The 12464-nt window shown below is 38.6% G+C and carries 9 protein-coding genes and 1 pseudogene; 1 reads left to right on the top strand and 9 read right to left on the bottom strand.

The features are described from left to right. Nucleotides 1-26 precede the first annotated feature (26 nt). The 9 genes and pseudogenes from WA1_RS61155 to WA1_RS49510 form a co-directional block, all read right to left on the bottom strand. A pseudogene (locus WA1_RS61155) lies at nt 27-872 on the bottom strand (TnsD family Tn7-like transposition protein). 526 nt (nt 873-1398) lie between these two features. Further along, complete coding sequence (locus WA1_RS49545; RefSeq protein WP_017740974.1) at nt 1399-1659, bottom strand: TniQ family protein; 261 nt, start codon at nt 1657-1659, stop codon at nt 1399-1401. Between the two features lie 10 nt (nt 1660-1669). After that, a complete protein-coding gene (locus WA1_RS49540) occupies nt 1670-2662 on the bottom strand; it encodes a TniB family NTP-binding protein (RefSeq protein ID WP_017740973.1) in 993 nt (330 codons plus the stop codon). A 40-nt stretch (nt 2663-2702) separates the two neighbouring features. Beyond that, nucleotides 2703-4958, bottom strand: a complete 2256-nt coding sequence (locus WA1_RS49535; protein ID WP_017740972.1) for a Mu transposase C-terminal domain-containing protein — start codon at nt 4956-4958, stop codon at nt 2703-2705. Next, the gene (locus tag WA1_RS49530) at nt 4951-5610 is read right to left on the bottom strand and encodes a TnsA endonuclease N-terminal domain-containing protein (RefSeq protein WP_026134406.1); all 660 of its coding nucleotides are present in this window, start codon (nt 5608-5610) and stop codon (nt 4951-4953) included. Before WA1_RS49530 ends, WA1_RS49535 begins: the two co-directional genes overlap by 8 nt. A gap of 412 nt (nt 5611-6022) precedes the next feature. After that, nucleotides 6023-7264, bottom strand: a complete 1242-nt coding sequence (locus WA1_RS49525; RefSeq protein ID WP_017740969.1) for a TniQ family protein — start codon at nt 7262-7264, stop codon at nt 6023-6025. Nucleotides 7265-7276: 12 nt separating this feature from the next. After that, the gene (locus tag WA1_RS49520; protein ID WP_017740968.1) at nt 7277-8338 is read right to left on the bottom strand and encodes a TniB family NTP-binding protein; all 1062 of its coding nucleotides are present in this window, start codon (nt 8336-8338) and stop codon (nt 7277-7279) included. Continuing rightward, complete coding sequence (locus WA1_RS49515) at nt 8308-10548, bottom strand: Mu transposase C-terminal domain-containing protein (RefSeq protein WP_017740967.1); 2241 nt, start codon at nt 10546-10548, stop codon at nt 8308-8310. Before WA1_RS49515 ends, WA1_RS49520 begins: the two co-directional genes overlap by 31 nt. Next, a complete protein-coding gene (locus tag WA1_RS49510) occupies nt 10545-11132 on the bottom strand; it encodes a TnsA endonuclease N-terminal domain-containing protein (RefSeq protein WP_272819483.1) in 588 nt (195 codons plus the stop codon). Before WA1_RS49510 ends, WA1_RS49515 begins: the two co-directional genes overlap by 4 nt. A gap of 290 nt (nt 11133-11422) precedes the next feature. On the opposite strand from WA1_RS49510, the gene WA1_RS49505 reads away from it, so the two are divergent. Continuing rightward, on the top strand, nt 11423-12364 hold the full coding sequence (locus WA1_RS49505; protein ID WP_017740965.1) for a tyrosine-type recombinase/integrase: 942 nt from the start codon (nt 11423-11425) through the stop codon (nt 12362-12364). Nucleotides 12365-12464 lie beyond the last annotated feature (100 nt).

Here is a 12464-nt window from a genome sequence, read left to right as displayed (position 1 = left end):
AAAAAGTTCAATAATATGAGGTTTTATTAATCGCAGTCTGTTCGGACATGGTTATTCAAAGCCTTCCACAAAGCTTCCAGCTTACGCAACATATTCCGAGAAATATTGCCATAATTGATACTTAGATTGTACGCAATTGACTGAAAATTCTGTCTGTCAGCATCTGAGCATTCCAAATACTTTTGTTCCCATAATTGACCAAATGCCACAATTGTTTCAAATCGAAACTCATCAACTTCAGTTGTGCCTGCACCACTTTTAGTATATTTAAACCCGCAGTTACACTCAAAAGTCCCTCTAGGATTCTCTATGTAAGAATATGGCGGGTCTCTATCGCTTTGTGAATGCATCGCCAATTTAACGACTACTGATTTAAGATAGTATTCGCAAGCAGGATTTAGACAAAGCCAAGGACCATTACCAAAAGGTTTATACTGTAATTTACCAGCAAAAAATTTAGTAAGGGCTTTCCAAGAAATAAATTATCCATTTTGTGGAACGGGCGTCCTCGCCCGTTTTAGACTAGTGACGGGCGGGACGCCCGTTCCACAAGAAAAAGTTGTATATTTTTTTATTTGGAAGTCCCTAAGTGAATTAGTGAGGAATCTAATCATCAATAGATGCATCACCAGGTCAAAAACCTGTATTTGCAACTGGAGAATATCAAATAGGAAACGGTTATCATAGCTTATGTCGATACCAAGGACTTCAAGAAACTCGCTCCCATAGAAGGACAACAATTTCTGACGTAAACCTTTCTCATCTACCAGACGGGATGAAGTAGCTAAACCCTTCTTTATTAAATTAACTATATACTGTATATGAAACCAATCTAATTCTTTAATTGGAAGCATTTTGAGGTCACACGTTATTAACCACTCAATGTGTGGGTTCGCAGATAAGATGAAATTCTAAGAACGAATTTATAGGGGTTTCAGCCACCCTAATTCGCGCATAAAGTGAAATTGACCATGGAGTAAGGGTTTTAGCCTGACAGTCAATTCGCACATAATATGAAATTTACTCACGACGTATCAACCAAAAGTAACACTCGAGGTATCTGGCACATAATGTTAATGCCTTTAATGCCTTCTCCAAGGTACATTAGCAAGATTTTTCTCCAATGAGGATAAGTATGCGGACAGATTAATTTGGTCAGAGGTAGCTGTTTGTGGGTAGTGTGAACGAAAATCAAAACCACATCGACACCTTGTGACAGCGGGTCTTGACCACCGAATATTTTTTTGACAACCAGGGCATTTGTTTATCAGTACACATTGATGTAGGTAACAAGCTTTGACTAAATCCCAATCCCAAATCTTACGACAATAAGCAGATTCGGTTAAACAATAAGGACATAGTTTAAGAGCATATTTATAAATGATATATTGCTGAGAATCAACAAAAGAATCTAATTGATAAGGGAGAGAAGCCATGAGTCTTAGCTGCTCCGAGGTTAATTGAATGAGCTGAGTAAGTTGGGAAGTCTCCTATTCGATTGTTGACAAGATGAATTCCTCGATTGATACGTAAGCCAGCTAGCTGCAAAATCCAATTAGGTGAATCATAATAATTACTTTCATTTAGCCGAATTAGATAACCAGCTAGACTTTCATCTTCATAAGGAGGTGGAGTTCGTAGAAGCAATTGCTCTGGCATCTTTCCCCCTTTAAGAATTTCTTAATATTTGAGAAGCTTTTAAGGATTTAGATTTAGACTTAAGCCGTTTATTAGTTGCGCCTACTTCTAAGTCTACAGTCGGAGCATGAACTGTCTCAATCGCAAATTTATCAGTGATAAAAGGATTGCTTTTCTCAGGTTTATCAGCCCGAATGGATTTCTCAAAAGCCGTTGCTAAAATATTTAAGTCAAGTTTTTCTTGATTTTGGTTAAGAGCTAAATAAGTGGCATACCGAACTAGCTTCATGATATAAGCAATGACTCCATCTGAAGCGTAGTAAAGCCTTCTGGCTGTATACACCTCGGATAAATTTGAAGCTTGAGCTAGAGGTAGCTGTGACTCTAATAAATATAAAAAAGTGCGAAACTCAGCACCACCATCTGCTTGCCATAAAAAAGAAGAGAGATAATGTCGATTAGCAAAGCGACGACTGAGTTGAGAATGAGATTTAAGTTTAAGAACTTCTTCAGCTTCAGGCAAACCAATTAAAATAATTGGTAAGTTGGTATCTAAAATCAAAGTCTTCAACCAATCAGAAACTGTTTTAAGAACTCGCTCTGAATCCCGGTCGATAAAGTGCTGAAACTCATCTAAGATAATTAATTCAACTTGACAATCTTTAAGCAAACCAATTAAACGAATCGTTTGATTACCAATTGTACCTTTATCATACGCAGGATCACCAAGTTGCCACAATAATTTAGTAACTACTGTCTTAACGGTTGCTGGGGAAGGAATAGTCACAGCTAAAATAGGAACAAGTGTGCCATCTCTTGTAACAAGCCTTGGATATTTATTAGCATAAGCTTTGTAGATTGTAGTTTTTCCGACTCCTGTATGGCCACTAAGAAACATACATTCTGGTTCAGCCTTGCCGGACGAGAAATGATGGCAATACTCTATAGCAGCAAGGATTTCCTGAAGCCGAGGGTAGAGAACATAAATGTTATTAATAATTTGAAACTTTTCGGCTAAAGTCATTTTGAAGAGAGCTTGGCTAGTTGTTTCGTCGAAAATTTACTTATTTAGGTAAACCAAGGCTTACCTCCCAACCAGTCAGGTCTGGCTTCCACTCATCAGGTTGAATAACGGACTTCTCAAAAGAAGAAATATCGGAAACTTCTTGAGAGGTAACTGATGTTTTAATTTTCTGAGTTTTAGGTTTTTTGATTTTTGTATTCTCCAAATGACTGGGCAATTCTTTTTGCTGTTCATTAGGTTCTAGGTGTTGATTCTCCAATAAGCTGAGTAAGGGATTATCCGCATAACCTAAGTCAGAAATTCCTGTAATTTCACTCCTTTGATTGAATAAGCTTGCTAACTCTTTATCAGTCGTTATACTAGAAGCTTGGGATGGATTACTTAAGTCTTCATGGTCAGATGTCAATTCGTCTACTTTTAAGTCATCACGTCCAATTCCTAACCACCTAGCCATCGATTTACGAGTTTTCCCTTTAGAGGATTTTTGCCATTCACGTTCTACAATTTCTTGGATTTTCTGTTTAGCTAAAGCCAAAGCCACAATATCAACTCTTTTTGCCTCAATAGCTGCTAAGTTTTTAATAACTTTGTGTTGCCAAAGAGTTAAACCTTGAGTGTACTCCTGATTCATTGCTGGTACAACGATAAATTGATGGTTAGTTGGGTCAAGAACATAGAGTTTTGACAAATCTGTAGGGTCATACTTAATCGTGGCTTTTTCTCTTGGTCGTAAGCCACCTCTCCTCCTCATGTCTTCTCCTTCGTAATTTGAGCGCAGTCGAGCTAATTCAGAACTGTTGTAATAAAGACCATAAAGCTCCACACCTCTTCTAGAAATAACCCGCTTTTCTACCGCTCCGACTAACACTCTTAAGTCTTGAAGAGTTGGTGGTAAAGTGGGAGGATGTTCAGCTATTCCTTGTGACCAGACTTCAGCTCTTGGTGTACAAAGTTGAGCATGGGAACTTTGATTATGAATGTCCACAATAAAGATGTGAATCATCTCTTGTAGCGCTTCGAGAGAAACTACAGCATTCTTTTTGGGGTCATAATCATACTGGGTTGTAAATTCTTGAAATAATGTCCCTGGTTGCCCCTGTAATAGTTGGGTATTATAACTACTAAACGTCCTTTCTACACTACTTTTGTACCAAGGCATATAAGGAGGTGTATATTGGATACTTATTCCTAATTGTTGACAAGCATCTTGAAAGTGTTGGCTATAAAATTCTTTCCCATTATCGACGACGAGAATTTCCATGAGTCCATAGACGTTCCAATCCTTTTTAACTGAAGGAAATTTGTCACGTACATAGTCTTTTGGATGAATGGTATGCAGTAGACACTGCATGACTGAAAGCGAACTGAACGGCTCAAAGCTGAGGTAGTAGCCTACAATAAGCCCTGAATATTTATCAACAGCACTAGTTAAAGACGGTGTACCAATAGGCATTCTTGTGTCTGTATCAACAACAAAGAAAGGGAGAAGCGTATGGTCAATTTCCACTCTTTCTAAAGGGCGCGAGGGACGTGGTCCTTCTTTAACGGGGTCGTACATTAAGCTCGCAGTTCTCTTTCCATAACGACCAACTGCTTTCTCAATGGTGTCTAACTGCTGAATTTGACGATAAATTGTGGCGCGATGGGGAATCTTTAGAGCGGCTTGTCTCTGAGATTTTCTCAAATTATTTTCAGCGAGAACGCGACAAATAATGACATCATAGATACTCGCAATACTCGGACGTTCAGGAGTTAGATATACTTCAGTAACAACTTCTTTGATAAGTTGATGTACTTCTGGAGCTATTTTGGGGTTAAAGTTCCCTTTCCCTTGATGTCTGGGAATTAATGAGCGAATATCACCACCACTGTGCAGGTAATCTTTTAGCCAACGATAAAGTGTAATAGGTGAAGGGGGATTTTTATCAGAAATGTTTTGGGCAACTTGTTGAATAATCGGAGTTAGGAAAGAGTCAGTATATGTTTCTACTTTCTGGTCTAAAACTGTAAGAACATAGTTACATTTTCGTTGAGCCTCAGCTTTGATAGCTTCCGGGATTTCTGAAAAATCTGCTGTGTGATAGTGATTAACACTTTTGAATGGTAACGTTTTCTTATTCGGAAAATTTAACTGACCTGCAAAGAAGTATTGAACTAATTCTTTTTCACTAAACCAGTTAATTTTTCCAGTGGATTCTTCAAGCAGTTTAAATTTATTGCCCTTTCTATCTTGGATAATGTACTCACAGTTATGCAGGCATAAATAAATTCCTACTTCAAATCTGTCTCTAGTCATTTTCCCAACTCCCTATAGGGTAGTTTTTTGAAGATAAGTAAATTTGACTATCGCTCTTTAGCTGATTCATTAAATCTGTTGCTAAAAATCCTAAAAAAATTAACTTTAATAAAATGGGTTTATCAATTCCTTGAGGTTGTAAATCTTTCAGAACCGTAGATAAAGGAATTGGTGATTGATTTTGAAAATAGTGATGACAAATAATCAGGTTTTGAAGTGTTATGGGGATTTTGGCGTACCGATAGAGAAGCTTAACATTATTTAAGAGAGAGCCTCGACTCATCATTTCATCAGTAATGATGATAAATTCCCACCCCAAAGACTTCAAAGTAGAAGCTATTACTGGAAATCGTCTGACATTTTTTTCATCATCAGCAAAGCAAGCGGGCTTAATTTCCACAATTTGTTGTTTAGAATTCCGTTGCACTAAAAAATCCGGAGTATACCGCCGTACTTTGTCATCTAAAATATAAGAAATTTTGAAGGGTTGAGTGCTGTAGGAGAGGACATCTGGATCGATTTCCAGAAGATACATATAATCTCTTTCATTCAGGGATTCGTACCAAATCAGTTCGCGCATCTTGAAACTGAAGAATCTACCAATGTTTTTCTTCGTCCCTGTATTGGTGATTTTTCGTGCCAAGGTAGTCAAGCTGTTTTCCTATGGGATATTCAGTATCCCCAAATGTTAATGTTCTCAATTTCACACAAAATGCAGTTAACTTCTGTGCTTAGATACACAATTTCACTTTATGTGCGAATTGGCTCTTCGCCTGAAACCCTTACTCCACGGGCAATTTCACTTTATGCGCGAAACTCATCGCCTGAAACCCCTATAAATTCGTTCTTAGAATTTCATCTTATCTGCGAACCTATAGGTTTGCACATAAGATGAAATTTTGAGAACGAAATTCTGGTAGTTCTAGCGGATTTTCTTGCACATAAAGTGAAATTTTTTGGCATGTAAAGTGAAATTTTCCTACCAAATTTGCAGATAACATGAAATTTTCCACCGATTCCAAATACTTTTCCAGCAATCTTGTTCCAAATTTTACAAGATTGAACTAAGTAACGCCAGCCGAAATCATAGTCAGATCGCAAACTTCAGGGAAATAAATCATTTGAAAGAAAATAGTGTCCTCATATACATCAATCTCGCTTAGAGAAAAAAGTATAGCTAAAGTCAATTTTTCTAAATTCAAAAAATTTGCTAACTCTTTTAAAAAAAACTGGATTTTGTTTAGAGACACAGAGAATGAATTAAACTGAGAGGGTTGACGGACAGATACCCGGACAGTTTTAATAGACAAACTTGAGAGAAGTTTCCAAAAAGAATCTTCGATAACAACTCGCAGAAAACTACAGTCTGTATGATGAAAACAATTGAACAGAAGTTGAAAGAAAAGTATAATATCTTTAATCTTCCGCTTAAATAGATAAGCTTCACCATATCGAGACTCTAGATAAGATTCATAGCCCGACATTAAGATATTAAATTTTGAATCCCAATTATTTAGTAAAGAAAAAGCCCTATTGAGATAATAGTGAGTATCTAGCCGCTGAGCTAAATCTTCTTGAGGAGCAAAACGTTGCTTGATATAATAAATTTGAGAAAATCTTTGCAGAGAAGATAAAATTTCTAGGAACGAGGGAAAAGTTAAATTAGCAACTGGATGCTCAGTCGGTAAGTACTTACTATTATCGATTGAATCACAACCAGGTATTTGACAAAGTTTATATATATGAAGTGATAGGGCAACTTGCTCGCTCTGAAGAGGTTTTGGGGAATATTCACGCCAATCAAATCCACACGTGCATTGAACAACTGAAGGTATAGACCACTTAATATCTTGGTAGCAGTAGGGACATTTATCAATTAGCAAACATTGATGGAATGGACAGACCGTAACAACCAATAAATCCCAAATTAATCGATAATAAGGTTCGGATTGTAAACACAGGGGACATAACTTAACATGAGATTTGCTTAAACTAGTAATGGAAACTACATTTCCAAAAACCCTAATAGTATTCTCAGTTTTTATCTGACCATATTTGACTGAAGGAAATGTCATTGACCATAAAACATTTTCTTCGGTTTCGCATAAGAGACTAAGTAAAGATAAATTATCTTGTTCGGGAATGAATACATTTGCATATACTCCTCTGGTCTTCAAACCTGATATTTGAAAAATTAACTTAGGATGATGATAATAGTTATTTTCAGTAAGCCGGATGATATAACCCGCTAAACTTTCATCTGGATAGGGGCGAGGTCTCCGTAGAAGCTTTTGAGTATTTGACATAACTTTTGAACTTTATCTGTGTAAAACATCAGATGCTGTTTGAGCTTTTTGACGCGGCTTGATTCTTTGGTTAGTAGCCCCGAGAAACTCTCCCGAATCTTGAGAGAATTCCTTGGACTTGAAATCTAAAAGAAATTCATCAGTTAAGAAAGGATTTTTCTTCTGTGGCTTATCAGCCTTAACAGACTTTTCATAGGCTAGAGCTAATACATTTAAGTCCAGTTTTTCTTGACTATTCTTAAGTGCTAAATGTATTCCATAACGAATCAGCTTCATGACATAAGCAATGATACCGTCAGAGGCATAGTAGAAACGTATAGCCATTTCTTCACTGGCTAAATCAGACACCTCACTCAAAGGAAGTTGCGACTCTACTGCATGTAGAAAGGTGCGAAATTCTTTTCCAGAATCAGACCAGGAAAAAGGAAGAAGATTATGCCTATTAGCAAATCTCCGGCTGAGTTGACAATTAAATTGAAAAACCGCTTCTGCTTCTGGCAATCCAATTAAAATCATTGGAACTTTCGTGTCCAAGATTAAAGCTTTTAACCAGTCCGATACAGTTTTAAGAACTTTGGCTGAATCCCGGTCGATAAAATGTTGAAATTCATCCAAAAAAACTAGTTCAACCCCACAATCTTTCATTAACCCAATCAGTCTGATTGTTTGATTTCCCGTTGTTCCTTTATCATAAGCAGGATCTCCCAACTCCCAAAGAAGCTTAGTGACAACACTTTTGACTGTCGCCGGAGAAGGAATTGTTACAGACAGTACGGGAACAACACTCCCAGTAGATGTTTCCCTTCGAGGGTAGTTCTGACAATAACTTTTCAGAATCGTGGTTTTACCAGTTCCAGTTTCCCCTTTCAAAAATAAACATTCTGGCTCATCTTTAAGATCCGACAAATGATGACAATCATCTATCGCCGATAAAATTTCTTTAAATCGAGGATACATGATATAGATGTTATTGGCAATGTATAGCCTTTCGGAGAACGTCTTTTCTTCAAAAACCTTTTTATCCGTAAGCATAAAACCTCCCGTTACTTTGGTAATCCAATGCTGATATCCCATCCAGATAAATCTGGTTGCCATTCTTCTGTTTGTTGCTCGGTAACAGTCACTTTTTTATTAACCTCAGTTGCTGATTTCTTAGAGACAGAATTTTTGGGCTTTCTTTTAGGTTTAGTCCCACGCAAGTTTTGACTCATTTCAGATAGGTTATTGTTATCAGCTAGGGGACTTGACACAGCTTCACTTTCAGTAGATTCTGGTGATGGCTCATAGTTGAAGGCACTACCAATGTCAGATATACCCGCTATATCTGGCTTCAAATTAGAAGAATTAATGATTTGGGAATTATTTACGCTCTGGCTAATAGCAAAATCGCTCTGCTGTTCTTGAGAGAATTCTTGGTCGTTTCTCTGAAATTCCTCACGTCCTATACCCTTCCACCTCGCCATATCGGTACGAGTTTTCCCTTTTTTCGATGTCTTCCATTCCCGCTCAACAATTTTTTGAATTTTCTCTTTAGCTAGGGCTAAAGCCACTATGTCTACTTTCTCTGCTTCAATTCGTGCAAGTTGCTTGATAACTTTATGTTGCCAAAGACTTAATCCTGAAGTATATTCCTGTGACAGTGCTTTCACCTCCAGGAACTGATTGGTATTAGAGTTGAAAACGAAGATTTTAGATATATCAGTCGGGTCATACTTAATCAAACTCTTTTCTGACTTCTTCATTGAAGAACGTAATTGTGCTAGTTCCCAACTGTTGTAGATAAGACCTTCAAATTCTATCCCTCTTCTAGTCAGAAGACGGGTTGTTCTATTACCGATTAAAACCCGTAGTTCTTGACCTGATGGTGGTAAAGCAGGCGGAAATTCTAAAACGGCTTGTGACCACACTTTTGAGCGAGGAGCCTTGAGTTCTGGATGGGAACTTTGGTTATGAATATCAACAATGAAAATCTGTAAAATTTCTTGTAAAGCTTCAAAAGAAACCACTGCATTCTTGAGAGGGTCATAATCATACGCTTGCAAAAGGCGAGAAAAGTTTTTACCTGGTTTATCACCCAGCAATTGAGTATTTATTGCCCCAAAGTACCTTTCTATAGCACTCTTATACCAGGGCATCTTAGGCGGAGAGTATTGGACGACTATTCCTAACTGAAGGCAAGCATCTTCAAAGTGGCTGCTGTAAAACTCCGGAGCATTATCAACTACAATGACCTCCGGTAGCCCGTAAGTGTCCCAACTATTTTCTATGCTTGGGTACTGTGAGTGCAGGTAATTTTTGGGGCGGACAGCATGTAGCAGGCATTGCATCACCGATAAATAACTTGGCGGTTCAAAAGAAGCGTAATAACCTAACGTTACTCCTGAATACTTATCCACAATAGAGGTTAACCAAGGAGTGCCAATGGGGAGTCGATGTTCTGTATCTACTACAAACAATGGCAATTTTGTGTGGTCTATTTCTACTCTTTCCAGAGGGCGAGTAGGACGTGGACCTAACTGTACTGGGTCATATAATTGAGAGGCTATTCTTTTTCCATAGCGACATGATGCTTTCTCATAGCTATCTAATTTGTAGATGGTGCGATAGATAGTAGAAATATTAGGTAGCTCCAATTTTTCTTGACCAACTGCCTCTCGCAGCCGATTGCACTGATTAAGTTCAATAGTGACTCGATTATAAACATCAGATACTCTTGCTTGTTCTGTTTTCAAATACACGCTATCAATAGCATTATTGATAATTTTTCTGACTTCTGGGTGAACTCTCACTTCGCGATTGCCTTTGGCGCTCATGTTGGGAATGAGTGAACGAATATCTTGCCCTGATGCCAAGTAATTTTTTAGCCAACGATACAGCGTCACTCTTGAGGGAGGATGACTATCTTCTATTTCTTTTGACACCTCTGAAATAATCGGTTCTAATTGACTATTCGTTAGCTTTCTTGGTGTACATGACAAAACTCTTTCTACATACTTATATCTTCTTTTAGCTGTCTCTCTTAATTCGGCACTGATTTGCGTAAAATCTACATTAATGTATCCCAATCGATTATTTTGATGATTTTTTTCTGGGGCATTCAATTCCAGAAATTCAAGCTCTCCTTGAAAAAGTGCTTGAATTAAGGTAACTGCTTTGACTTTTGACACTCTATTAGTCAGCTGGTCTTTTAGTTGGATTTCTCCACCAGACATACACTCATCAATCACTAACTCGCGACCATGCCATACTAAGTGCAGACCTTTTTTAAATTGGATTCTGGTCATTGGTTTATTAGGCGCTCCCAATTACAATCATTCGCTAACATTTGAATCAAACTTTCCCCGTTTATCGGTTGCATCATGTCTGTGACGAGACAACCACTCCACAGCAATCGCAACAACATATTCACAGTGATTCCTTTTGCTTTCAACGACAGTTGTGCATCTTTCATTAACACGGACTGATTGGCGTGAAAATATTCCCTCACATTCAAATAGTTAGACAGCGATAGCGTCACTCTTGCATACTTGTAGAGGAGTTTGATGTTATTTAATTTTGGTTGTACTCTAATCATCTTCTCCGTTACCACAACAAACTCCATATTGTGGGTTTTTGCGATAGGAGCGATATGCCGAAATAGGTGGAAATTTTTCTTTGAGTGTGCTTTTTCATCTGGTTTAACCTCCACAAGCAGCGTTTTTTGGAGTTGATTGACCAAAAAATCGGGTGTATATTTCCTTACCTTACCTTCCATTGTGTAGGTAATTGTCAAGGGTTGTTCCTGGTATGACACCACCTCTGGGTCGATTTCCAGCAGATATATGTAGTCCCTTTCAATTTGCGACTCCCACCAGACAACGGTGTTCATCTTCAAAGAAGGAAACTTCCCAATGACTTTCCGGGTTCCAGTATTCTTAATTGTTCTAGCTCTTACCAAGGGCGTTACCACCTCCATAGTCCCGCGAGAAGTGGGTCATCTCCCTACACTAGCAACAGCGACAACTTTTTCATCTTATGTGCAAAAAAATTTCATCTTATGCGCCAAAATTTCATCTTATGTGCCAGATTTTTCAATTTATCTGCAAACCTACAAACCCACAGCGAACCCACACATGGCGTTAAAATTAATTATCGAAAAGCTTCATTTTCGATAATTAAATGCAACCAGCAAATAACCCCTTCCTTAGCAGCAGCGATCGCAACCTCCTAGAAGAATGGTTGGCACTCAAACGCAACAAGAACACCAGGCGAGAGTATGGTAAGGAATTGCGAAAGTTTTTCCAAGCCCTATGCAACTGCTCGCCAACTCCCGAGTTAGTGACTCAGTTCTTGCAGATGGACAGGCATTCGGCAGCCACCTTGGTTTTGAAGTACAAAGCAGACCTGATTGACAAGGAGTTGAAAGAAGCAACGGTCAATCGTGCGATCGCAGCAATTAAATCCTTGGTCAGTTATGCTTATGAAGTGGGAAAGTGCGATTGGACTTTAACCGATATTAAAAGTGAGAAAGTCAAATCCTACCGAGATACGACAGGTATTGCTCCCGATGCTTTTAGAAAAATGCTAGCCGTACCAGACATCACGTCCCTTAAAGGCAAACGCGATTATGCTTTGCTGAGATTGTTATGGGCGAATGCGCTGCGACGAGAAGAAGTGTCGCGATGTAATATTGAGGATTTAGATTTGGAGCAAAGAACTTTGAGCATCTTGGGGAAGGGTCGGGGAACTCAGAAAGAAAGCATCGACTTACAACCCAAAACTTGTAAAGCCATTCAAGATTGGTTATTGGTGAGGAAGGAACTAGATGTGAAGCAACCGTTGTTTGTCTCGTTGCGACCAAACTACGGGCACCGTCTTACGGGAGATGCCATCCGAAAAATTGTGGTTGGCATTGCGAAGGAAGCGGGAATTTCTAAAACCATTAGTCCCCACAAAATCAGACACTCGTCGGTGACAGCAGCACTGGATGCTACTGGGGGAGATGTGAGAAGCGTACAAAAGTTATCGCGTCATAGCAATCTCAACACCTTAATGATTTACGATGACAACCGCGCTAAGGCACAGGGGAAAATCACTGGGTTGTTGGAGGATTTGGTTTGAGGGGGGGATAAGCACTCTTTCGGCTTGCGCTTTGCGAACGCTACATAACGCAATATTTTAGTTTTTGCACTATCGAGTAAGGCGATTAAACCGGTAAAGA

It is taken from the genome of Scytonema hofmannii PCC 7110 (assembly GCF_000346485.2).
In the GTDB taxonomy this organism is placed as follows: Bacteria; Cyanobacteriota; Cyanobacteriia; order Cyanobacteriales; family Nostocaceae; genus Scytonema; species Scytonema hofmannii.
Note: the sequence above shows the minus strand (reverse complement) of the source record. Positions and strands in the feature narration are given on the sequence as shown.

Coding starts and splice junctions, on each gene's coding strand:
- WA1_RS49535 (WP_017740972.1), bottom strand. CDS start 4,958: ATGACTAGAGACAGATTTGAAGTAGGAATTTATTTATGCCTGCATAAC.
- WA1_RS49525 (WP_017740969.1), bottom strand. CDS start 7,264: ATGTCAAATACTCAAAAGCTTCTACGGAGACCTCGCCCCTATCCAGAT.
- WA1_RS49515 (WP_017740967.1), bottom strand. CDS start 10,548: ATGACCAGAATCCAATTTAAAAAAGGTCTGCACTTAGTATGGCATGGT.
- WA1_RS49540 (WP_017740973.1), bottom strand. CDS start 2,662: ATGACTTTAGCCGAAAAGTTTCAAATTATTAATAACATTTATGTTCTC.
- WA1_RS49545 (WP_017740974.1), bottom strand. CDS start 1,659: ATGCCAGAGCAATTGCTTCTACGAACTCCACCTCCTTATGAAGATGAA.
- WA1_RS49505 (WP_017740965.1), top strand. CDS start 11,423: ATGCAACCAGCAAATAACCCCTTCCTTAGCAGCAGCGATCGCAACCTC.
- WA1_RS49510 (WP_272819483.1), bottom strand. CDS start 11,132: ATGAACACCGTTGTCTGGTGGGAGTCGCAAATTGAAAGGGACTACATA.
- WA1_RS49520 (WP_017740968.1), bottom strand. CDS start 8,338: ATGGGATATCAGCATTGGATTACCAAAGTAACGGGAGGTTTTATGCTT.